The 20,726-nt window shown below is 75.4% G+C and carries 21 protein-coding genes; 11 read left to right on the top strand and 10 right to left on the bottom strand.

The window, feature by feature from the left end:
- Nucleotides 1-50: 50 nt before the first annotated feature.
- The 9 genes from BXA05_RS03220 (at nucleotide 51) to BXA05_RS03180 (ending at nucleotide 9,419) form a co-directional block, all read left to right on the top strand.
- Nucleotides 51-2,096, top strand: coding sequence for a bacteriocin-associated integral membrane family protein (locus tag BXA05_RS03220; protein ID WP_143311018.1), 2,046 nt, complete (start codon nucleotides 51-53; stop codon nucleotides 2,094-2,096).
- A gap of 10 nt (nucleotides 2,097-2,106) precedes the next feature.
- On the top strand, nucleotides 2,107-2,802 hold the full coding sequence (locus BXA05_RS03215) for an ABC transporter ATP-binding protein (RefSeq protein ID WP_244550367.1): 696 nt from the start codon (nucleotides 2,107-2,109) through the stop codon (nucleotides 2,800-2,802).
- Between the two features lie 56 nt (nucleotides 2,803-2,858).
- A complete protein-coding gene (locus BXA05_RS03210; RefSeq protein WP_076403859.1) occupies nucleotides 2,859-3,125 on the top strand; it encodes a DUF805 domain-containing protein in 267 nt (88 codons plus the stop codon).
- Between the two features lie 249 nt (nucleotides 3,126-3,374).
- The gene (gene pdhA / locus BXA05_RS03205) at nucleotides 3,375-4,553 is read left to right on the top strand and encodes a pyruvate dehydrogenase (acetyl-transferring) E1 component subunit alpha (protein ID WP_211435821.1); all 1,179 of its coding nucleotides are present in this window, start codon (nucleotides 3,375-3,377) and stop codon (nucleotides 4,551-4,553) included.
- Complete coding sequence (locus BXA05_RS03200) at nucleotides 4,550-5,542, top strand: alpha-ketoacid dehydrogenase subunit beta (protein ID WP_076403857.1); 993 nt, start codon at nucleotides 4,550-4,552, stop codon at nucleotides 5,540-5,542. The genes pdhA and BXA05_RS03200 overlap by 4 nt, the downstream gene beginning before the upstream one ends.
- A gap of 53 nt (nucleotides 5,543-5,595) precedes the next feature.
- Nucleotides 5,596-7,134 (top strand): dihydrolipoamide acetyltransferase family protein, encoded by a 1,539-nt coding sequence (locus BXA05_RS03195; protein WP_076403855.1) that lies wholly within the window; start codon nucleotides 5,596-5,598, stop codon nucleotides 7,132-7,134.
- A 252-nt stretch (nucleotides 7,135-7,386) separates the two neighbouring features.
- Nucleotides 7,387-7,770, top strand: coding sequence for a hypothetical protein (locus BXA05_RS03190; RefSeq protein ID WP_061267040.1), 384 nt, complete (start codon nucleotides 7,387-7,389; stop codon nucleotides 7,768-7,770).
- An 85-nt stretch (nucleotides 7,771-7,855) separates the two neighbouring features.
- Entirely contained in the window at nucleotides 7,856-8,557 is a 702-nt protein-coding gene (locus BXA05_RS03185; protein ID WP_076403851.1) for a DUF6766 family protein, read from the top strand.
- Nucleotides 8,558-8,633: 76 nt separating this feature from the next.
- Entirely contained in the window at nucleotides 8,634-9,419 is a 786-nt protein-coding gene (locus tag BXA05_RS03180; protein ID WP_083711316.1) for a sirohydrochlorin chelatase, read from the top strand.
- On the opposite strand, the gene BXA05_RS03175 is transcribed toward BXA05_RS03180, so the two are convergent.
- Together BXA05_RS03175 and BXA05_RS03170 are read right to left on the bottom strand one after the other, a co-directional pair.
- Nucleotides 9,409-10,938 (bottom strand): MFS transporter, encoded by a 1,530-nt coding sequence (locus tag BXA05_RS03175; RefSeq protein WP_083711314.1) that lies wholly within the window; start codon nucleotides 10,936-10,938, stop codon nucleotides 9,409-9,411. The two genes, BXA05_RS03180 and BXA05_RS03175, sit on opposite strands and share 11 nt — an antisense overlap.
- On the bottom strand, nucleotides 10,935-11,963 hold the full coding sequence (locus tag BXA05_RS03170; protein ID WP_076403849.1) for an alcohol dehydrogenase catalytic domain-containing protein: 1,029 nt from the start codon (nucleotides 11,961-11,963) through the stop codon (nucleotides 10,935-10,937). The genes BXA05_RS03175 and BXA05_RS03170 overlap by 4 nt, the downstream gene beginning before the upstream one ends.
- A gap of 232 nt (nucleotides 11,964-12,195) precedes the next feature.
- Between BXA05_RS03170 and soxR the strand changes: the two genes are divergently transcribed.
- Nucleotides 12,196-12,666, top strand: coding sequence for a redox-sensitive transcriptional activator SoxR (soxR, locus tag BXA05_RS03165; RefSeq protein WP_076403847.1), 471 nt, complete (start codon nucleotides 12,196-12,198; stop codon nucleotides 12,664-12,666).
- 76 nt (nucleotides 12,667-12,742) lie between these two features.
- Here the strand turns inward: soxR and BXA05_RS03160 are convergent, their stop codons facing one another.
- The 8 genes from BXA05_RS03160 to BXA05_RS03125 form a co-directional block, all read right to left on the bottom strand.
- Nucleotides 12,743-13,465 carry a GNAT family N-acetyltransferase gene (locus BXA05_RS03160; RefSeq protein WP_076403845.1) on the bottom strand — a complete coding sequence of 241 codons (723 nt, stop codon included), beginning with the start codon at nucleotides 13,463-13,465 and terminating at the stop codon, nucleotides 12,743-12,745.
- A gap of 110 nt (nucleotides 13,466-13,575) precedes the next feature.
- Nucleotides 13,576-14,211 (bottom strand): nitroreductase family protein, encoded by a 636-nt coding sequence (locus BXA05_RS03155; RefSeq protein ID WP_076403843.1) that lies wholly within the window; start codon nucleotides 14,209-14,211, stop codon nucleotides 13,576-13,578.
- Nucleotides 14,212-14,379: 168 nt separating this feature from the next.
- Nucleotides 14,380-15,426 carry a hypothetical protein gene (locus BXA05_RS03150; protein WP_143311017.1) on the bottom strand — a complete coding sequence of 349 codons (1,047 nt, stop codon included), beginning with the start codon at nucleotides 15,424-15,426 and terminating at the stop codon, nucleotides 14,380-14,382.
- Nucleotides 15,423-16,508, bottom strand: a complete 1,086-nt coding sequence (locus tag BXA05_RS03145; RefSeq protein WP_076403839.1) for a vWA domain-containing protein — start codon at nucleotides 16,506-16,508, stop codon at nucleotides 15,423-15,425. The genes BXA05_RS03150 and BXA05_RS03145 overlap by 4 nt, the downstream gene beginning before the upstream one ends.
- Nucleotides 16,509-16,515: 7 nt before the next feature.
- Nucleotides 16,516-17,610 (bottom strand): vWA domain-containing protein, encoded by a 1,095-nt coding sequence (locus BXA05_RS03140; protein WP_061267030.1) that lies wholly within the window; start codon nucleotides 17,608-17,610, stop codon nucleotides 16,516-16,518.
- On the bottom strand, nucleotides 17,604-18,107 hold the full coding sequence (locus BXA05_RS03135; protein WP_076403837.1) for a hypothetical protein: 504 nt from the start codon (nucleotides 18,105-18,107) through the stop codon (nucleotides 17,604-17,606). Before BXA05_RS03135 ends, BXA05_RS03140 begins: the two co-directional genes overlap by 7 nt.
- Nucleotides 18,094-18,981: a DUF58 domain-containing protein gene (locus BXA05_RS03130; protein WP_076403835.1), complete on the bottom strand. Its 888-nt coding sequence runs from the start codon at nucleotides 18,979-18,981 to the stop codon at nucleotides 18,094-18,096. Before BXA05_RS03130 ends, BXA05_RS03135 begins: the two co-directional genes overlap by 14 nt.
- Before the next feature lie 32 nt (nucleotides 18,982-19,013).
- Nucleotides 19,014-20,012, bottom strand: coding sequence for an AAA family ATPase (locus BXA05_RS03125; RefSeq protein ID WP_043659061.1), 999 nt, complete (start codon nucleotides 20,010-20,012; stop codon nucleotides 19,014-19,016).
- Nucleotides 20,013-20,216: 204 nt separating this feature from the next.
- Here BXA05_RS03125 and BXA05_RS03120 point away from each other — a divergent pair, with 204 nt between their 5' ends.
- Nucleotides 20,217-20,726 carry a PPOX class F420-dependent oxidoreductase gene (locus BXA05_RS03120; protein WP_083711313.1) on the top strand — a complete coding sequence of 170 codons (510 nt, stop codon included), beginning with the start codon at nucleotides 20,217-20,219 and terminating at the stop codon, nucleotides 20,724-20,726.

Here is a 20,726-nt window from a genome sequence, read left to right as displayed (position 1 = left end):
GGGCAGGGGCGGCGCCGTGCCGCCCCTGCCCGGTCCGGCGCGGAGCCTCCATGCCGAACAGAAGCCTCAGCCTGGCCTACGCCCTCGCGGTGGTCGTCAGCCTCTTCCTCGCCTTCTTCACGGTGCAGGCGTACAGCGAGTTCGCGGTCCGCGGGTTCGACGCCCAGCTCCGCGTCGACTCCCTCGGCACGACCGCGTCGAGCGCCGAGGTGTACGGCACGATCGCGACCTTCGCGACCTCCCGCGACTGCACCGTCGCCAAGGTGACCTTCGACCTCACCGACGTCTCGACGCGACACCTCTCCGTCCTCGGTGACGGCTCGGCCGACCCGGGCGGGCGGTGGCTCGACCACGGTGTGGCCGACTTCAGCCGCGGCGTCACCACGCAGGTGCACCCGGGTGCCGAGCTCGGGGCCACGAGCCCGGTGGGCTCCTACGGGCTCTCGTGCGGCCCGGCGGAGGCCGAGGCGCTGGCCGCCGCGCTGCGGGAGGCCGGGGTGACGGCGTCGGCCGACTCCTACCCGACGATCCTCTCGTGGCACCGCTACCTCGCGGGCACGCCGATCCCGGCGGGCTACGCCATCGCGGCGGTCGCCGTCGTGCTCCTCGCGGGGTGCGGCGCGCTCCTCAACGCCCGGGCGTACGCGGTCCAGCGCCTCCAGGGCGCGCCGTTCTCCAGCATCCTGCGGCGCGACCTCGCCCCGATCGGCCGACGCCTCGCCCTCCACCTGGGTGGTGCTGCCGTCGTGTGCGCGATCGTGCTCGGCGCCTACAACGGGTTCGCGCAGGCGACGACGTTCCTCGGTCTGGCCGCCGCCGTCCTCGCCGGGCTGCTGCTCGTCACCGTGACCGCCCACGCCGTCTCGACGGCCGCCGCGCAGCGCATCCCGCTCGCCGCCGCGATCAAGGGCGAGTCCGTCGGGGCCTGGGTCGTCCCCGCCGCGTTCGGCGTGCGGTTCTGCGCCCTCGTCATCCTCGTCGCGTCGATCTTCTCCGCCGTGCACGCGGGCCAGCTCATCGCGGGCCAGCAGGCCGCCCGCTCCGCCTGGCAGAGCGCGGGCGGCGCGACCTCCGTGGGCGTGGGCGGCGACGACCAGGCCCGGGCGGGCGAGTTCGCGCAGCGCCTCGGCGAGGTCGTCGTGCGGGCGCTCGACGACCGCGAGGCGGTGCTCGCCGCGCGGCAGCCCGTCTCGGCGTTCGGCACGGTGACGGTCGTGCCCGAGGACCAGCCGGTCCTCCTCGTCAGCCCCTCGTACCTGGAGGAGCAGGACGTCCGCGACGCGGCCGGGTCGCGGCTCGTCCCGGCGCCGGGGTCGTGCCTCACGATCCACCTGCCCGCCACGCTGCGGGTGGACCAGCAGGACGACGTCGTGGCCGCCGTCGGCTCGTGGGCGGACTACTTCGGTGCGACGTGCGCCGTCGAGCGCGGTGCGCCGCTCGCCGAGGGCAGCACGCTGTTCGACTACGGCAACGCGGCGGACCCGAGCGCGTCGCCGCTCGTGGACGAGCCGGTCGTGCTCGTCGTGGACCCGGCCTCGGAGGTCGTGAGCGCCGACGGGTACGGCGCGTACACCTCGACGGGGGACGTCGTCTTCCTCGACCCGGCGTACGTGCTGGAGGAGAGCCGCGCGGCGGGCATCCGCGACTACGTCCTCTCGGTCACGCCGATCGCCGACGCCGCGGCCGAGGAGTACCAGAAGCTCGTCCGGAGCTTCCGGCTCGGGCTCGCGAACATCGCGGCGGCGGCCGGCGTCGTGCTCCTCACCGCGGTCGTCGTGTCGAGCGCGTACACGCGGCGGTACGCGCAGAGCGTGTTCGTCCGCTACATCGCGGGGTGGTCGTTCGCGGCGCGGTACCGCGCGGCGTTCCTCGCCGAGGCTGCCTCGGCGGTGCTGCTCGTCGCGTACGTGGCGGCGAACCCGCCGCGCACGCCGCCGGCCCTCGGCGCCGTCGTCGCGGCCGCCGCGCCGCGGCTGCTCGCGGGAGCGGAGCCGCTCGTCGCGGTGGCGGTGTGCCTCGTGTCGTCCGCCCTGCTGGTGACCGCGCTCGCGGTGGCCCAGCGCAGGCTCCTGCGGACGCGATCCAGTGACAGCTGAACGAAGGGGGATGGCGATGATCGAGGTCGTGGGTGCGGCCAAGTTCTACGGGGCGCGGACGGTCTGGACGGGCCTCACGCTGAGCGTGGAGGCGGGCTCGATGGCGGGCCTCGTGGGGTCGAGCGGCTCGGGGAAGACGACGCTGCTCAACTGCGTGGGCCTGCTCGACCGGCTGGACGCGGGGACGCTGTTCGTGGACGGGCGCGACGTCACCGCGCTGAGCCCGCACGGACGGCGCCTGTTCCGACGGGACGAGCTCGGGTACCTGTTCCAGAACTACGCGCTCATCGACAACGCGACGGTGGCGGCGAACCTCGACGTCGCGTTCGTGAGCCGGGGCGTCCGGCGGGCGGACCGCGCGCGCCGGCGCGAGGAGGTGCTCGAGCGCGTGGGGCTCGGCGGCTACGAGCGCGCGGCGGTCTACGAGCTGTCGGGCGGCGAGCAGCAGCGCGTCGCCGTGGCGCGGCTGCTCCTCAAGCGGCCGCGCGTCGTGCTCGCCGACGAGCCCACCGGGGCGCTCGACGAGGGGAACGCCGACGCGATCGTCGGGCTCCTGCGCGAGCTCGCGGACGAGGGGCGTGCCGTGGTCGTCGCGACGCACAACCCGCGCGTCGAGCAGGCCTGCGACACCGTCCTCGAGCTCGGCGCCACGACCCAGCACGTGGCGCGCGCGCTCGTCGGCGCGGACGACGACGGCACGCCGTAGCGGCGGGCGCCCGCGGCGCGGTTGCCGGGTCCTGGTCACGCGAGAAGACTCGCGGCATGGACAACCAGGAGTGGGAGCAGTTCGTCGAGGACAACGGCTGGCTCTTCGGGGGCGCGGCCCTGGTCCTCTACGTCGCGGTCGCGGTGATCTTCTTCATCGCCTACGTCCGGATCATCCAGAAGGCCGGCTACTCCGGCTGGTGGGTGCTCGTGGGCCTCGTGCCGATCCTCAACGTCGTCATGTTCCTCGTGTTCGCGTTCTCGCGCTGGCCGGTCCTGCGCGAGCGCGACGCGCTGCGCTCGGGCGGCGTCTACCCGCGGTAGGGGCAGCCCTCCCGGGGCCGGGGGTGCGCCGGTGGGGATTGGAGGTTCCCTACAGCCGGTCGTGACGGACGTTGGGCGACACGTCGGAGGCGCTACCTACGGGGTCGTAGCCTACGCTTGCGTAGGCTACGGAGACGTAGGTTCCGACGGCGCCCCGCACCGGGCGCCTCCTGCCCCCGAGCGGGCCGGCCGCACGGTCGGGCCGCACCGAAGGAGAGTCGCGTGACCGAGAACGACGCGAGAACCGGCGTGCGGGACGCTGCGAGCACGCACCCCGACCTCCCCGACGTCGCGGGCGGTCCCGACGACGCACCCCTGCTCCAGCTCGTGACACCTGCGGGCGCCCGCGTCACGACCCCGGAGACCGACGGCTACCGCGAGCGCGTCGCCCACCTCGACGCCGCGGCGCTGCGCGGGCTCTACCGAGACATGGTGCTCACGCGCCGCTTCGACGACGAGGCGACGTCGCTCCAGCGCCAGGGCGAGCTCGGCCTGTTCGCGCAGGCGAAGGGCCAGGAGGCCGCGCAGATCGGCTCGGGCCGCGCGCTCGCCCCCCAGGACTACGTCTTCCCGTCGTACCGCGAGCACGGCGTCTCGCACGTGCGCGGCATCGACCCGACGGCGCGCCTGCGCCTCTTCCGCGGCGTGGACCACGGCGGGTGGGACCCGACGGCGCACAACGTCCACCTGTACACGCTCGTCATCGGGTCGCACGCGCTGCACGCGACGGGGTACGCCATGGGCGTCCAGCGTGACGGCCTCGTCGGGTCGGGCGACCCGGAGCGCGACGCGGCCGTCGTCACGTACTTCGGCGACGGCGCGACGTCGCAGGGCGACGTGAACGAGGCGCTCGTCTTCGCGGCCGTGAACAACGCGCCGGTCGTCTTCTTCTGCCAGAACAACCAGTGGGCGATCTCGGAGCCGACGACCCGGCAGACCCGCGTGCCGCTCTACCGCCGCGGCGGCGGGTTCGGCATCCCCAGCGTGCGGGTCGACGGCAACGACGTGCTCGCGTGCTACGCCGTGACCGCGGAGGCGCTCGAGCGCGCCCGCTCCGGCGGCGGCCCGACGTTCGTCGAGGCATTCACCTACCGCATGGGCGCGCACACGACGTCCGACGACCCGACGAAGTACCGGTCGCGCGCCCAGGAGGACTACTGGCGCCGCCGGGACCCGATCGACCGGCTCGAGAACCTGCTCCGCGCCGAGGGCGCGTGGGACGACGCGTTCGCCGCCGACCTGGCCGCCGAGGCCGACGCGCTGGGCGAGCGGCTGCGCGAGGAGGTCCGCGCGCTCGCCGCGCCGGACCCGGCGAGCATGTTCGACCACGTCTACGCGACCCCGAACGCCGTGGTCGAGCGCGAGAAGGCGTGGTTCGCCGAGTACCAGCAGTCCTTCGAGGAGCCGACCGCGGAGGTGGCGCGATGAGCGACAGCAAGACCCTGACCCTGGCCCGCGCCATCAACGAGGGGCTGCGCCGGTCGCTGGAGAACGACCCCAAGGTCCTGCTCATGGGCGAGGACATCGGCGCGCTCGGCGGCGTCTTCCGCGTGACGGACGGCCTGCAGAAGGACTTCGGCGAGGACCGCGTCGTCGACACGCCGCTCGCGGAGTCCGGCATCCTCGGCACGGCGATCGGTCTCGCGCTGCGCGGCTACCGGCCGGTGTGCGAGATCCAGTTCGACGGGTTCATCTTCCCCGCGTACGACCAGATCACGACCCAGCTCGCGAAGATGGGCTACCGCTCGGGCGGGAAGCTCCAGGTGCCCGTCGTGATCCGCGTGCCGTACGGCGGCGGGATCGGGGCGGTCGAGCACCACAGCGAGAGCCCCGAGGCGCTGTTCGCGCACACGGCCGGCCTGCGCGTCGTGTCGCCGTCCACGCCGCAGGACGCGTACACGATGATCCAGGAGGCCGTCGCCTCGCCGGACCCGGTGCTCTTCTTCGAGCCCAAGGGCCGCTACTGGGAGAAGGGGCCGGTCGACGTCGCGGGCCGCGGCGAGGGCGCGACCGTGCTCGACCGGGCGCGGGTCGTCCGCCCCGGCACGGACCTCACGCTCGTCGCCTACGGTCCGACCGTCGCGACCGCGCTCCGCGTCGCCGCGGCGGCCGAGCAGGAGGGCCGCAGCATCGAGGTCGTGGACCTGCGCAGCATCTCGCCGCTCGACACCGCGACCGTCGTCGAGTCCGTCCGTCGGACAGGACGCTGCGTCGTCGTGCACGAGGCCCCGACCTACCTCGGCTCGGGCGCCGAGGTCGCGGCCCGCGTGACCGAGGAGTGCTTCTACTCGCTCGAGGCGCCCGTGCTGCGCGTCGGCGGCTTCCACACGCCGTACCCCGTCGCGAAGATCGAGCACGACTACCTGCCGAGCCTCGACCGCGTGCTCGACGCCGTCGACCGCGCGTTCGCGTACTGACGCGCGTCCGCGACCTCGACAGCGCCGACCGGGACCACCAGGAGGACCACGCAGTGCCCACCTTCGAGAAGTTCAACCTCCCCGACGCGGGCGAGGGCCTCACCGAGGCCGAGATCGTGCACTGGCACGTCGCCGTCGGCGACGCCGTCACGGTCAACCAGACGATCGTCGAGATCGAGACGGCGAAGTCGCTCGTCGAGCTGCCGTCGCCGTACTCGGGCGTCGTCACGGAGATCCTCACGCCCGAGGGCACGACGGTCGAGGTCGGCGTGCCGATCATCGTCGTGGACACGGACCCGGGCGGCACCGCCCCGGCGCCGACCGCACCGGCCGGCGTCGTGCCCGACGGCGCGGACGCACCCGCAGCGGCCGCGGCACCGCAGGCGGGCACCGGCGACGCGACGCCCGCCGCGAGCGAGGGTTCCGGCTCGGTGCTCGTCGGGTACGGCACCGTCGAGCCGGGCACGGCCCGGCGTCGGCGCCGCGCGGCCGAGCCCGCCGCCGCGCCCACCGCTGCCGCGCCCGCTGCGCCCACCGGGGCCGGGGCCGCACGGCCCGGCACGACCGACCGCCCCGGCCCGGCGACCCCGGTCCGGACGGCCCCGGCGGCGAGCACCGCGGCGTCGACCCCGGCCCCGGCCCCCGCCCCGCCGGCGAGCGCGCCGGCCGCCGTCGGGCACGCGACCCTGCCGGTGCTGGCCAAGCCGCCGGTGCGCAAGCTCGCGAAGGACCTGGGCGTCGACCTGGCGAGCGTCGCGGGCACCGGCCCGGGCGGGATCGTCACGCGCGAGGACGTGCAGGCCTACCACGAGCAGGCGAAGGCGCAGCCGCTCGCGACGTACGCCGACGACGACCAGCCGTGGCTCGCGACGGGCGCCGTCACGGCCGACGGCCGCCAGACGCGCGTGCCGGTGAAGTCGGTGCGCAAGCGCACGGCCGAGGCGATGGTCACGAGCGCGTTCACCGCCCCCCACGTGACGGTCTTCCACACGGTCGACGTCACGCGCACCATGAAGCTCGTCCGAACCCTGCGGGAGGACCGCGAGTTCGCGGACGTGCGCGTCACGCCCCTGCTCGTCACCGCCAAGGCGCTGCTCCTCGCGGTGCGCCGCCACCCGGAGATCAACGCGAGCTGGGACGACGCCGCGCAGGAGATCGTCTACAAGCACTACGTGAACCTGGGGATCGCGGCGGCGACGCCGCGCGGGCTCGTCGTGCCGAACATCAAGGACGCGCACCGTCTCGACCTGCACGGCCTCGCCGGCGGGATCGCGGACCTCACCGCGACCGCGCGGGCCGGGCGCACGTCGCCCACCGACATGTCCGACGGCACGATCACGATCACCAACGTCGGGGTGTTCGGCATCGACACGGGGACGCCGATCCTCAACCCCGGCGAGGCCGCGATCCTCGCGTTCGGCGCGATCCGCGAGCAGCCCTGGGTCCACAAGGGGAAGATCCGCAAGCGCTGGGTCACGCAGCTCGCGCTGAGCTTCGACCACCGCCTCGTCGACGGCGAGCTCGGCGCGCGCGTGCTGGCCGACGTCGCGCGGATCCTCGAGGACCCGGCGCGCGGACTCGTCTGGGGCTGAGCCCACCCGTCGGCACGCGGGACGTGCGTCGGCACTCGCTGCGCCGCTCGGCACCTCGAGGTGCCGAGCGGGCGCGCTCCGTGCCGAACCGTGCCCGGGCCACTGCTTGCGAGCACACCCAGAACCGCGAGCATGAGGCTCAGCGCCGGCGACACGGTCGGCGCGGCGTCGCCACGGGAGGGTCGTGTGCTCGGGAGTGCTGGTCGGCGGTCACGGACGGGTCCGGGCGTCGGGCTCGCGGCCCTCGCGCTCGTGACCGCCACGCTCGCGGGGTGCGCGGGACCCGGCGCGGCGGAGGCGCGGGACGTCGTCGAGGACCTCGCGGGCGCGCTCGCCACGGGGGACGGTGACGCGGCGTGCGCCCTGATCCTGCCCGACGCCGCCGACGCGCTCGCCGCCGACGAGGGCGAGCCGTGCGCGGACGTCGTCACCGCGCCGGACGGCCCGCTCGCCGGGCTGGCCGCGGCCGGACCCGCCGTCGTCGTCGAGGACGTCCACGTCGCGGGACGTCAGGCGCAGGTCGTGACGGCGACCGACACCGTCTTCCTCGCGCTCTCCGGTGACGCGTGGGTGGTCACCGCGGCGGGCTGCACGCCCCGCGACGACCGCCCCTACGACTGCGAGGTGGAGGCATGAGGGTCCCACGGCTGATGTTCTGGGCCACGCTCGTGCTCGTCGTCGCGGGCCTCGCGGTCACGTTCGTGCTGGCGGCGGTGCACCGATGAGCGCCGGCAGCGGGAAGGGCGGCGTCCTCGGTGGCCTGCGCGCGAGCTCGCTGAGCCTGTTCTTCGCGCTCGCGTTCCTCGCGTCGCTCGTCGCGCAGGCCGTGAGCGGCGTCGCCGTCTTCAACACCGACCAGCGGGCGGCGGGCCTCGACCCGGTGACGTTCGGCCAGTACGTGCTGTCGTCGGCGTTCTGGGTCGACGTCACGGAGAACTGGCAGTCCGAGTACCTGCAGTTCCTCCTCTTCATCACCGCGACGGTGTGGTTCGTGCAGCGGGGCTCGCCCGAGTCGAAGAAGCTCGACCAGGCGGGCCGCGAGTCCGACGAGGACCAGAAGGTCGGCGAGCACGCGACCGCCGACTCCCCGGCGTGGGCCCGCGCCCGGGGCTGGCGGCTCGCCGTCTACTCGCGCTCCCTGTCGCTCGTCATGGGCGCGATCTTCCTCGGGTCGTGGGCCGCGCAGTCGGCGGCAGGCGCGGTCGCGTTCAGCGAGGAGCAGCTGCGCGACCTCCAGGACCCCGTGCCGTGGACGGAGTACCTGTCCATGCCGGACTTCTGGAGCCGTACGTTCCAGAACTGGCAGTCCGAGATGCTGGCCGTCCTCAGCATGGTCGTCCTCGCGATCTACCTGCGCGAGCGCGGGTCGCCCGAGTCCAAGCCGGTGGGCTCGTCCCACGAGGCGACCGGCGTCGAGGGCTGACGGCGCGGCGTGGCTACCCTGGTGGCCCCAGGGGCGACCACGACCGTCGCCGGACCGGACCACGACGGGAGCCCGCATGAGCCCGGACAGCCCCACCTCCCTCGACGGCGATCCGACCGGCCCGCGCGCCGCGGCACCCGTGCTCGTCGGCTGCTCCCACGGCACCGACGACCTCGCGGGGCGCGGGGTGGTCCGCGCCCTCCTGGACGACGTGCGCGCCGCCCGCCCCGACCTCGACGTGCGCGAGGCGTTCGTGGACGTGCAGCAGCCCGAGGTGGCGGACGTCGTGACCGCCGTCGTCGCCCCGTCCGACGGCGGGGCGCCCGGCGACGCCGTGGTGGTGCCGCTCCTGCTCTCCGCCGGGTTCCACGTGAGCGTGGACGTCGCCGCGGCCGTCGAGGACCGCGGCCCCGGCACCGGGGCCGCTGCCGCGTCGGGGCCGCTCGGTCCCGACCCGCGCCTCGTGGACCTGCTCGCCGAGCGGCTCGCGGAGGCCGGGCTGCGCGACGGCGACGCCGTCGTGATCGCCGCCGCGGGGTCGAGCCGCCCGGGCGCCGCGCGCGACGTCGAGACGCTCGCCGCCGGGCTCCGCGAGCGCGTCCCCGGCCCGGTCTCCGTCGGCTACGGCGCCATGGCGACGCCCACGGTGCCCGACGCCGTCGCCGCCGCCCGCGCAAGCCTCGCCCCGGGCGGGCGGGTCGTCGTCGCGGCCTACCTCCTCGCGCCCGGCTTCTTCTACGACCGGGTGCTGGAGGCGGGCGCCGACGTCGTGACCGGCCCGCTCGCGCCCGACCCGCGGCTCACCGCGATCGTGCTCGACCGGTACGCCGACGCCGCCGCCGGGCTGCGCGCTACGCCCTGAGGACCGGGCGCGTGCGCGGTGCGAGGAGGGCGACGCCCGCCGCGAGCAGCACCGTGACCCCGAAGCACACGACGTACGACGCCAGGCCGAGCGTGGGGTGCAGGGCCCACAGGAGCGACCCGGTGACGGCGAGCGCGGTCGCGGCCGCGACGGCGTCGGACACCTGGAGCGCGGACGAGTTCGCGCCCTGCTCGGCGACGGGCGAGAGCTCGAGCGTGAGCACGGACAGCGTCGGGTGCGTCATGCCCATGCCGAGCCCGGCGAGGGTCCACGCGACCATCCCGACCACGGGCGGCACGGCGGTCCAGGCGAGGAGCGCGGCGCCGCCGATCCCGAGCGCGACGAGCGTCCCGCCGAGGCGCACGTAGCCCGCGTGCTGGAGACCCCAGGTCGCCCGGCCGCGGAGCCACGACCCCGTCGACCAGCCGACGGCGCCGAACGTCAGCACGGCGCCCGCGAGCGACGGCGAGAGGCCGCGCTCGTGCGACAGCAGGAGCGGGAGCAGCACCTCGGCACCGGTGAACGCGGCCGCGACGAGGCCGCGGATCGCGATGACGCTCGGCAGGCCGCGGGCCGCGCGGGTCGTGCCGCGGGGGAGCAGTCGCGGGACGGCGAGCGCGACGGCCGCGAGCGACGCCACGAGCAGGGCCGCGAGCCCCACCCCGCGCAGCTGGCCCGCGTAGTTGAGCGCCCCGATCCCGACGGCGGCGACGACGGCCCAGGTGAGCGACGCCTGGCGCGCGGTCCGGTCGAGCGGCGACTCGGCGTCGTCGGGCCGGTCCCCGGACAGCGGGGTGGACGCCGGGGCGGGCTCGGGGGCCGAGCCGCGGGCGGCACGCATCCCCGGGCGCATGAGGAACAGCGCGGGCACCGCGAGGACCGGGACGGCGAGGAACACCCAGCGCCAACCGACGTGCTCGACCACGAGCCCCGCGATGGCGGGCCCGACGATCGACGGGATCACCCAGGCCGCCGCGAACGCCGCGAAGACCTTCGGGCGCCGGTCGGTGGGGAAGACGCGCGCGACGAGCACGTACAGCGCGACGATGTACAGGCCCGTCCCGACGCCCTGGAGCACGCGGCCCGCGACGAGCACGAGCATGTCCTGCGCGAGCCCGGCGACGAGCAGCCCGGCAAGGAAGAGCCCGATGCCGGTCCACAGCGGGGTGGTCGGGCCGGCGCGGTCGCTCCAGCGGCCGGACGCCACCATGCCGACGACGCTCGACGCGAGCGACGCGGCGAAGGCGAGCGTGTACAGCGTGAGCCCGTCGAGCTCGACGGCGACCGTCGGCATGGCGGTCGCGACGGCCAGCGCCTCGAACGCGCCGAGGAACACGAACGCGACCATGCCGAACAGCACCGTGCGCTGCGTCCCGGGCGAGAGCGTGCCCGCCTCGGTCGGGCCGGTCGCGGGGGCGGTCGTGGGTACGCCGACGTCTCCCGTGCCGGCCTCGCCCGCGCCGGGTGCGGGGGAGCCGTACGCCGGTGCGTCGGCGTCGGTGCGGGGGTCCGCCGTCATACGAGAACGACCTTTCCGGTGGTGGCGCGCGCTTCGAGCTCGCGGTGGGCGCGCGCGGCCTCCGCGAGGGGGATCTGGTGCGTGACGACCCGCCACGTCCCGTCCGCCGCGAGCGCGAGCGCGCGCTCCTGCAGCGCGGACAGGTCTCCCCAGGGTCGGGCCCGGGGTCCCACCGCCCACCGTACGTCCGGCGTGCCGCCGTGGGCCCCTGTTTTGCCGCCCGGGTGGTCGACGTCACCGGCCCGGTTCGGCGCCCCCGACGCCCAGCCGTAGAGCACGAGGCGACCGGTCGGCGCGACGAGGCTCGCGGCGTCGGTGCCCGCGTCGCCGCCGACGCCGTCGAGGAGCACGGTCGCGCCCTCCGGGGCGTGCTGCCCGACGGCGGTCCGCGCCTCGTCGAGCCAGCCGTCGGCCCGGTAGTCGACGGCGGCGAGGCGGTCCTCCTGCGCCTGCCCGGCGAGCGACCGCACGAGGGCGACCTTCTCCGGGCCGCCGGCGAGCGCGACGACGCGCGCCCCTGCCGCGAGCGCGCTCTGGACCAGCAACGTGCCGAGCCCGCCGGCCGCGGCCGTGACGACGACGGTGTCCGTCGCGGCGAGTCCCGCCAGGTCGAGGATGCCGACGGCGGTCCGCCCGGTGCCGATCATGGCCAGCGCGTCGGGCGCGGTGACGTGGTCGGGGATGCGGTGCAGCGCCTCGACGGGCACGACCGCCAGTCGCGCGTACCCGCCCCCGTCGGGCGTGGCGCCGAGGTGGGCCGCGACGCGTCGCCCGCGCCATGCGGCGTCCACGCCCGGCCCGACGACGTCCACCACCCCGGCGACCTCGCGCCCGGGAACCGTGGGCAGGGTGGGCAGCGGCAGCGGTCCCGCGACCTCGCCGCGGCGCAGCGCCGTGTCGAGCAGGTGGACGCCGTGCGCGCGCACGGCGACGCGTACCTGGCCGGGGCCGGGGACCGGGTCGGGGACCTGGTCCAGCACGAGGTTCTCGGGTGGTCCGAACGCGTGCAGGCGGATGGCGTCCACGGGTGCTCCTTCGGGATCGGGTCGTGCAGGGCGGTCGTGCGCGGTGCTGTGGGCGGGCCGCGTGGTGCACGGCCCCTCTGGGCCGTCGCACGGTCCGGGCCGCGCTGCCTGACGGGCGCGCCCTGCTAGTCTCGAACCTCAACAATTGTTCAGGTCAAGTGCCCCGGGCCGAGGGGTGACCGGTCGCGTCCGCCGCGTCGGCCGTCAGGCCCGTCTGCGTGGAGGTACCACCGTGCCCGACACCGCCCCGGCCCCGAGCGACGAGCTCACCGTCGGCCAGCTCGCGGCGCGCAGCGGCGTCGCCGTGTCCGCGCTGCACTTCTACGAGCGCGAGGGGCTCATCACGAGCCGTCGGACGCCCGGCAACCAGCGGCGCTTCACGCGCGAGACGTTGCGCCGCGTCGCGTTCGTGCGCGCGTCGCAGCGCGTGGGCATCCCGCTCGCGCGCATCCGCGCCGCGCTCGCGACGCTCCCCGGCGACCGCACGCCCACGGCCAAGGACTGGCACCGGCTCTCGGCCGGGTGGCACGCCGACCTCGACGCGCGCATCGAACAGCTCACGCGCCTGCGCGACCACCTCACGGACTGCATCGGCTGCGGGTGCCTCTCGCTGCGCCGGTGCGTCCTCGTCAACCCCCACGACGCGCTCGCCGACGAGGGCCCCGGGCCCCGCACGCTGCTCGTCGAGGGGATCGAGGACTGAGCCGCACGGCGCCGAGCGTCCGATCGGCCGCGTGGTCGCGTGGCCGGAGCGTGGGGCGGGCCCGGCGACGAGGCCGTCAGCCCGGCGCGCGCAGCGACCCGAACGTCGGGTGGTGGCGCAGCGCGAACCCGAGCCGCTCGTAGACGCCGATCGCGCCGACGTTCTGCGCCGCGGCGTGCAGGAACGCGCGGTCGCCGCGCTCCTGGACGTGGAACGCGACGTCGCGCACCAGACGCGAGGCGAGGCCGCGCCCGCGGTGGTCGGGGTCGGTCGCCACGGCGCTGATCTCGGTCCACCCCGCGGGCCGCAGGCGCTCGCCCGCCATGGCGACGAGACGGCCGTCGCCGTCGCGGAACCCGACGTACCGGCCGAGCAGGTAGGTCCGCGCCTCGAAAGGACCCGGTCGGCTGCGCTCGACCAGCGCCAGCATCTCCGGGACGTCGTCCGCGCCGAGCACGACAGCCTCCGGGTCGGGCCGGGTGACGAGGCGCTCGGTCTCGACGAGCTGGACGCCCTCGACGCGGGCCTCGACCGTCCAGCCGCGCGGCGGCTCGACCCCGGCCGGCGGCGCCGAGAAGTGCCCGCCCGGGCCGACGAGCGCGGCGATCGCGTCCCACACGCCCGGGTCGGTCCACGAGCGCACGCCCGTGATCGGGGAGACGTCGGCCGGGTAGCGTCGCGCCAGGTCGTCGCCCTCGGCGAGGTGCGCGTGCGCGCCGGTGAGCGCGCTCCACGACGGGTTGTCCAGGACCAGGTGGTCGACGCCGGTGGCGCCGGGCCCCGTGCTCGTCGCGGTCATGCTGCTCCTCCTCGCCCGGTCGCCCGGGTGCCGTGCCGTCGTCGCGGCCGTCAGGCCGTGCGTGTCCTCCGGGGCGAACGCGTCCGGGCGGTCTCCTCTTCCCGGCGCGCTCAGCCGTGCCACCGGTCCCGGTGCACGACCTCCGCGAGCGGACGCCGCCGCGGCTCCGACCAGCGGCCTCGGGTCGGGTACCCGAGGGGGAGCAGGCCCATCGTCAGCGCGTCGTCGGGCAGACCGAGCAGCGCGGCGACGTCGCCCTCCCGGACGGTGTGGAAGGTCGTGAGCGTCGTCCCGATCCCGTAGGCCCGGGCCGCGAGGACGAGGTTCTGCACCGCGCCGTAGATCGAGGCGCCGAGCCGGGGGTCGGTCGAGCGCGCCGCGTCCCGCAGCACCGGCACGACCCACACCGGAGCCTCCTCCAGGTGCAGCGCGAGGTGCTCGACGGCGCGGAAGCCCGCCTCGCTCACGCCGATGTCGTCGGTCGCGGCACCGAGGACGGCGTCGCGGCGGTCCCCGTACGCCGCGCGCCACCCCTCGCGGTACCAGGCGGCGATCTGCGCCTTCGTCGCGGGGTCCTGCACGACGACCCACGCCCACCGCTGCCGGTTGCCTCCGCTGGGCCCGCGGACCGCGGCGTCGAGGATCGCGTCGAGCACGTCGTCGGGCACCGGGTCGGGCGAGAGGTAGCGGCGCGACGGCGTCGAGTGGAGCGCGCGCAGGACGGGCAGGTCCTCGGGTGTGGTCACGGTCGCCGAGGGTACGGGCGGGTGAGCGACGCGTCCTCGGGTCGTGCCCGTCGTCTCGCAGGCTGGGCACCCCTGCGACGCGTCCGGCTCCACCGGCCGGCGTGGAGAGCAGGCGGTCGCCGGAGCGGCCGACGGGCGACGGCGGATCGGCCGCGGCGCAGCCGGCGCTCACCAGTTCTTGGTGCCGCCCCCGCTGCTGTCGCCCGGGTCGCTGCCGGTGCCCGGCTGGTCCCCGTAGAGGTCGCGGTACTCCTGCTCGAGGCGCTCCTGCTCGTCGCGCGCCTCGGAGCCCTGCTGCTCGAGCTGCTCCTGGCGCTGCTGCTCCTCGCGCTCGGCCTGGCTCTGCTGGTCCTCGCCCTGCGCGCCGTCCCCGCCCGAGGCGTCCGACTGCTCGTCGCCCTCGGAGCCGTCGCCCTCGCCCTCCGAGGTGTCGCCACCGTCCTGGTTCTCGGGCTGCGCGTCCTGCGCCTCCTGCTGCTTGTCCTGGAGGCGCTGCTGTGCGGCCGCGTCCTGCTCCTGCTGCTCGGGGGTCTGCTCGGACTCCCCGCAGTCGGGCCAGCCGCGGATCTGCTCGGCCGTCGCGTACTCCTGCTCGGCGTACTCGTACCAGTCCTGGACGTCCTGGCGCAGCTCCGCCGGGTCGAGCTCGGTGCCGTCCCCGTACGGGTCGAGCACCCCCTCGTCGTACGGCAGGCCCGCGTCGCGGGCGGCGATCGCCTCCTCGACGAGGGCGAGCTCCGCCGCCTTGCGGTCGGCGTAGGCCATGTCGCCGTCGCCCTGGATCTCGTACGTCAGCGAGAGGTTGGTCTGGATCATGCACCGTTCCTCGGGAGACGCGTTCTCCGCGAGGTCGTAGGCGCGGTCGAGGGACCGGATCGCGTCGTACAGCGACCACGAGTCCTCGGTCCGCGCGAGCGCCGTCCCGTGGTTGTAGTGCGCCTTCCACGGCTCGACGAGGTTGAGCGTGCGCTGGAGGCCGTACGCGCTCGCCGCGCCCTCGGTGTCGCCGGCGTCGTAGCGGTCCTTCGCGAGCGAGGCGACCGGGGCGCGCAGGGCGAGCGTGACCCCCAGCACGAGGAGCACGAGCACGACGGGCAGGGTCCCGAGGAGCCACCACCGGCGCCGGCGCTGCCGCGCCGCACGCAGGGCGGCGGCGCCCGTGGGCCGGGGCGCGCGGGCGCCGGGCGGGGGTGCCGGGGGAGGGGTCCAGGTCATCGGCGCACCTCCGCCCGGTCGGGCGCCGTCGGGCGCACGAGCGAGCGGCTCGCCGAGCGCGCCCAGAACCACGCCTCGACCCCGAGCAGCGCCACGAGCGCGAGGGCGAACGGCCACACGACCGGCCGGTACGCCGTGACGTCGCGGCGGCCGTCCGCCGCGACCTGCTGCGGGTCGACGCCCGCGACGAGCGACGCCGTCTCCGACGGCTCCTGCCGGTGCACGTACGGCACGCCGAGCTGGTCGGCGAGCGCGGTGAGCGTCGCCTCGTCCAGCACGGACAGCGCCTCGACGGGCTCGCCGCCGTCGCTCGGCTTCGACCAGTCGACGAGGTACTCCGCGTCCTCGGGGTCCACGTCCGGGTCGTACTCCTTCATGCGGCCTCCCTCGGCGGTCCCGTAGCCGAGCACCGCTCCGCCGTCGACGAGCGGTGCGAGGTCGGCGAACGACCGCGGCTCGCCCTCCGCCGTCTGCTCGCCGTCGGTGAGGAAGAAGACGAGCCGCACGTTGGCCGGGTGCTGCTCCGCCGAGCCCTCGAGCGCGGACCGCAGCTCGTCGAGCGGCCGGTCCGTGAGGGACCCCTGCGAGTACCGCGTGATCTCGCGGTGGAACGTGTCGGCCCAGGACGTGATCGCGCGCGCGTCCGTCGTCAGCGGGAGCTGGCGCGACGCCTGCGAGTCGAACGAGATGATCGAGTACCGCGCCCCGGGGATCGCCTCCGTGAGGCTCGTGATGTCGTGCCGCACGCCGTCGAGGCGCTCCTGGCCGCCCTCGGGCCCGTAGTCCTCGGCCGCCATCGACCCCGTGCGGTCGACGACGAAGAACATGTCGACGTTCGCGACCGACGTGTCGCGGTCCGTCGATGCGACCGACGGCGCGATCCCGATGATCCCGAGCAGCGCGACCGCCCCGGCCCGTCGCACCCAGGCCGCTCGCGGGGCGCCGGGGCGGGGGGCGCCGTCGGGCCCCGGGCGCCCGGCCACGACCGCCTGCCACCCGGCGAGGCCGAGCAGCGGCAGCACGAGCAGCGCCAGCGCCCACAGGGGCACGAGCGGCTGGAACGTGAGTCCGGCGAGGTTCATCGGCGCGTCACTCCTTCACCCGCCACGCGACGACGAGCAGCAGCGCGACGCCGAGGACCGCGACGAGGAACCAGCCCGCGGGCCGGTCCGTGACGACCACCTCGGGGGACGCGTCGAGCTCGACGGCCTGCTGCGCGACGACGTCGTCGACCATGCCCTGCACCGCGGCCGGGTCGTCCGCGAGGAAGTACAGGCCGCCGCCCGACTCGACGGTCTCGCGGTACTCGGTCTCCTCGGGCGTGCCCTCGTAGCGCTGGGACCCGCCGAAGATGCCGTGCAGCGTGATGTCGCGCGACGCGACGAGGTCCGCCGCCTGCGGGAGCGTGTAGATCGGCTCGCCGGAGACGTAGTTGTCCGTGGCCAGGATGATCGAGCGCGAGCGCTCGGTGTCCTCCGCGTCGAACTGGAGCGCGCAGCTCGCGAGCCCGTCGCCGATGAGGCTCGCGCCCGAGAGGTTCGCGGTCGTGCCCGCCGTGAACTGCGCGTACTCGAGGATCTCCGCGTCGTCGGTGCCGCCCGTGTAGTCGAACGTCGCCGGGTCCTGGTCGAGCGCGGCGATCCCGGCCTGGAGCTCCTCCTGGACGAGCGTGTAGTCGTCCGTGAGCGGGAAGACCGTGCGCGACGACGAGTTGAAGATCGACAGCGCGATCCGCTCGCCCTCGAAGTTGTCGACGAGCTCCTGGAACACCTTGAGCACCGCGCCGTCGTACTCGATCATCGAGCCCGACACGTCGAGGCACAGCACGATGTCGCGCGTGCCGAGGCGGTCGACGACGACGTCCGTCTCCACCGGGCGGGCCGCTACCGCGCCCGCCCCGACGACCGCCACGAGCAGCCCCGCCGCGGTGAGGCCCTGCAGCACGCGGTAGCGGCGCACCCACGCGGCGAACGCCGGGACGCGCGCGAGGTAGTCGGAGTTCGCGACCCAGAGCACGCCCGCGTCAGCGTCGCGCGCCCGGCGCCGCCGCGCGAGCCACCACGCCACCGCCGCCGCCGCGAGCACCGCGACGACGAGGACGACCCACAGCCACGGCCACAGGATCGACGGGCCCTGCGGCCCCGGGACGACGGCGGTGCTCGCCGCGACGGAGCGATTCACCATCCGCGCACCACCGCCCGGGCACGGTCGATCGAGTCCTCGCCGTCCGTCGAGCGCGCCGCCGGGTCGTTGTCGTGGTCCGCGAACGACGGCCGGTAGTAGCGCGCGATGAGCTGCGTGAGCCGCCCGGCCTCGGCGAGCTGCTGGATCTCCGAGAGCGTCATGGACGACGCGTCCTGGCCGAGCCGTCCGGTCGCGAAGCCGCGCATCTCCGCCGAGAGGGCGAGGTGCAGGGTGCGCTCGTCGAGCTCGCCCGCGCGGAACTGCTCGGCGACGGCGTCGAGGCGCCGCTCGTACTCCGCCCGCAGCGACGCGTACGGGTCGTGCGGGCCCGTGGGGAGCAGCGGGGCGGGGCGCGGGGCGTTCTTCTCCTCCGCGCTGGCGCGCGTCAGCCAGATCACGAGGAACACGACCACGGCGGCCGCGAGGACCAGGACGATCCCCAGGGCCGTCCACCACCCCGAGTAGCCGACGGGGTCGACGAGCTCATCGACGGGCACGCTTCTGCCTCCCCAGGAGCTCGACGAAGCGTTGCAGGACGTCGTCGGACCCCTCGACGAGCACGCCCTCGACCTGGAGGGCGCGCAGCCGCTCGGCCACCTCGGCGCGCCGCGCGGCGAGCGCCTCGGCGGCGGGCGCCGCGAGCGCGGCCCGGCCGCGCAGGAACGGCGGCAGGCGCAGCGTCCCGTCGACGTCGGCCACCTCCCCGGTCCCGGCGCCCACCGGCGAGAGGTCCGCGACCTGCACGACCATCACCTCGTGACGCACGCGCAGCGAGCGCAGCAGCTGCTCGTGCTCGGCAGCCGGGCGGGCCTCGTCCGTGACGACGACCACGAGCGATCGGCGCCGGAACGCCGTCTGCGCGCGGTCGAGCGGCCGGGACAGGTCGCTCCCCGGGGCGTCCGGGCGCCACAGCCCCTCCACGGTGCGCAGCAGCACCTCGAGGTCGCGCGTGCTCGCGCGCGGCGGGAGCTGGACCAGGCGCTCGGCGTCGCCCGCGACGAGCGCGACGCGGTCGCCCCGGTCGCGGGCGAGATACGCGACGAGCGCGCAGCAGAAGCTCGCGATCTCCGCCTTCGTCTCCCCGCTCGGCGCCGTCGCGCCCATGGTGCGCCCCGTGTCCACGACGAGCACGAGGTTGAGGTTCGACTCGCGCACGAACCGGCGGATGATCGGCAGCCCGGCGCGAGCCGAGGACTTCCAGTCGATGTCGCCGACGTCCTCGCCCGGCGCGTACAGGTGCAGGTCGTCGAAGTCCTGCCCGTGCCCCTTGAACACCGAGCGGTGCCGGCCCTCGAGCAGGCCGGACGCCCGGCGCGCGACCGGCAGGTCGAGCCGGGCCCGGACCTGGGCGAGACGGGAGACGTCGGGCACGTGGTGCTCTCTCGGGACGGTGGGCGGACCGGTCAGGGCGTGGGGACGGCGTCGAACACCGCGTCCACGAGCTGCTCCGGCGGCACGTTGTTGGCGAGCGCGTCGAACGTGCGCACGAGGCGGTGGCGCAGCACCGAGTACCGCACCGCCTTGATGTCGTCCGGGATGACGTACGCCCGGCCCGCGAGGATCGCGAGCGCCTGGCCCACGCGCATGAGCGCGATGCCGCCGCGCGGCGACGCGCCCACGCGCACGTGGCGCTCCAGGCCCGGCACCGGGCGGGGACCCGAGAACCGCGTCGTGTTGATGAGGTCGACGACGTAGCGCTTGATCGAGTCGTCCACGTACACGTCGTCGACGAGGCCGCGCAGGAAGCGCACGTCGTCGAGCGAGATCGGCTGCGCCGTGAGGGGGCGCGTCATCTGCCCGGTCGCGATGCGCTGAAGGATCTCGAGCTCCTGCGGCGGCGTCGGGTACGTGAGCACCTCCTTCATGAGGAAGCGGTCCATCTGGGCCTCGGGGAGCACGTACGTGCCCTCCTCCTCGATGGGGTTCTGCGTCGCGAGCACCATGAACGGGTCGGGGAGCGCGTAGTTCTCGCCGCCGATCGACGTCTGCTTCTCCTGCATCGCCTCGAGCATCGCCGACTGCGTCTTGGCCGACGAGCGGTTGATCTCGTCGAGCAGGACGACGTTCGCGTGCACCGGGCCGAGCTGGGTCGTGAACTGGCCGGTCGCGTAGTTGAAGATCTGCGTGCCGACGATGTCGTTCGGCATGAGGTCCGGCGTGCACTGGATGCGGTGGAACGAGCCGTCGACCGCCGCGGCGAGCGTCTGCGCAGCGGTCGTCTTGGCGAGGCCCGGGACCGACTCGAGCAGGATGTGCCCGCCCGCGAGCAGCGTGCTCACGAGCGCGGTGCGCAGGGCCTCCTGCCCGACGACGCGCTGGTCGAAGACCTGGCCGACGCGCTTGAGCAGGTGGCTCGCGCGGTCGAGGTCCTGCGTCGAGATGCTGCCGTGCCCTGCGGCCATCGGTCGTCCTCCGGGTGGTGCGGGTGGTGTGGTCCCGTGCGCGGCCGGAGGGCGGACGGAGCCTCGCGAGCCCCCGGCGAACCCGGCCCAGTATGCCAGCGCGGACCCCGCCGGACCGGGCGTCGTCCACAGGTTCGGGTGGGGAGAGGTCCCCACGTGCGGTGCGCCGGGAATGCCCCGCGGGCTGGCGACGGTTGCCCCGGCATGAGCACCGACGCCCGTGACATCTCCCGTGACACCGTCCGCGACGTCCCCGGCCGCGGGCCGCGCGCCCCGCTCGGGGACCCCGCGCTGCTCGACCTCGTCGCCGCGCGCCGCCAGGGTGTCCTCGCGACCGTGAAGAAGGACGGGCGGCCCCAGCTCTCCAACGTGCTCTACGTCTGGGACCCGGAGGACGGGCTCGCGCGCGTCTCCGTCACCGCCGACCGCGCGAAGACCCGCAACGCGGCGCGCGACCCGCGCGTCTCGCTCCATGTGAGCGCGGAGGACTTCGCGGGCTACGCCGTCGTCGAGGGCGACGCCGAGCTGAGCGCCGTCGCGCTCGACCCCCACGACGCCGCCGCCGACGAGCTGGTCGAGACCTACCGCGCGGCTACCGGGGGCGAGCACCCGGACTGGGAGGAGTTCCGGCGCGCCATGGTCGCGGACCGCCGCCAGGTGCTGCGCGTGCGCGCGACCAAGGTCTACGGGATGGCCCGCCTGTCCCGGCGCTGA

This window comes from Cellulosimicrobium funkei, assembly GCF_900155925.1.
GTDB lineage: Bacteria > Actinomycetota > Actinomycetes > Actinomycetales > Cellulomonadaceae > Cellulosimicrobium > Cellulosimicrobium funkei.
Note: the sequence above shows the minus strand (reverse complement) of the source record. Positions and strands in the feature narration are given on the sequence as shown.

Excerpts from the sequence above, each read along its gene's own strand:
- BXA05_RS03220 (WP_143311018.1), top strand. The coding sequence starts at position 51 with ATGCCGAACAGAAGCCTCAGCCTGGCCTACGCCCTCGCGGTGGTCGTC.
- BXA05_RS03150 (WP_143311017.1), bottom strand. The coding sequence starts at position 15,426 with ATGACCTGGACCCCTCCCCCGGCACCCCCGCCCGGCGCCCGCGCGCCC.
- BXA05_RS03185 (WP_076403851.1), top strand. The coding sequence starts at position 7,856 with ATGAGCGCCGGCAGCGGGAAGGGCGGCGTCCTCGGTGGCCTGCGCGCG.
- BXA05_RS03210 (WP_076403859.1), top strand. The coding sequence starts at position 2,859 with ATGGACAACCAGGAGTGGGAGCAGTTCGTCGAGGACAACGGCTGGCTC.
- BXA05_RS03125 (WP_043659061.1), bottom strand. The coding sequence starts at position 20,012 with ATGGCCGCAGGGCACGGCAGCATCTCGACGCAGGACCTCGACCGCGCG.
- BXA05_RS03140 (WP_061267030.1), bottom strand. The coding sequence starts at position 17,610 with ATGGTGAATCGCTCCGTCGCGGCGAGCACCGCCGTCGTCCCGGGGCCG.
- BXA05_RS03120 (WP_083711313.1), top strand. The coding sequence starts at position 20,217 with ATGAGCACCGACGCCCGTGACATCTCCCGTGACACCGTCCGCGACGTC.
- BXA05_RS03215 (WP_244550367.1), top strand. The coding sequence starts at position 2,107 with ATGGCGATGATCGAGGTCGTGGGTGCGGCCAAGTTCTACGGGGCGCGG.
- BXA05_RS03200 (WP_076403857.1), top strand. The coding sequence starts at position 4,550 with ATGAGCGACAGCAAGACCCTGACCCTGGCCCGCGCCATCAACGAGGGG.
- BXA05_RS03175 (WP_083711314.1), bottom strand. The coding sequence starts at position 10,938 with ATGACGGCGGACCCCCGCACCGACGCCGACGCACCGGCGTACGGCTCC.
- BXA05_RS03145 (WP_076403839.1), bottom strand. The coding sequence starts at position 16,508 with ATGAACCTCGCCGGACTCACGTTCCAGCCGCTCGTGCCCCTGTGGGCG.
- BXA05_RS03180 (WP_083711316.1), top strand. The coding sequence starts at position 8,634 with ATGAGCCCGGACAGCCCCACCTCCCTCGACGGCGATCCGACCGGCCCG.
- BXA05_RS03160 (WP_076403845.1), bottom strand. The coding sequence starts at position 13,465 with ATGACCGCGACGAGCACGGGGCCCGGCGCCACCGGCGTCGACCACCTG.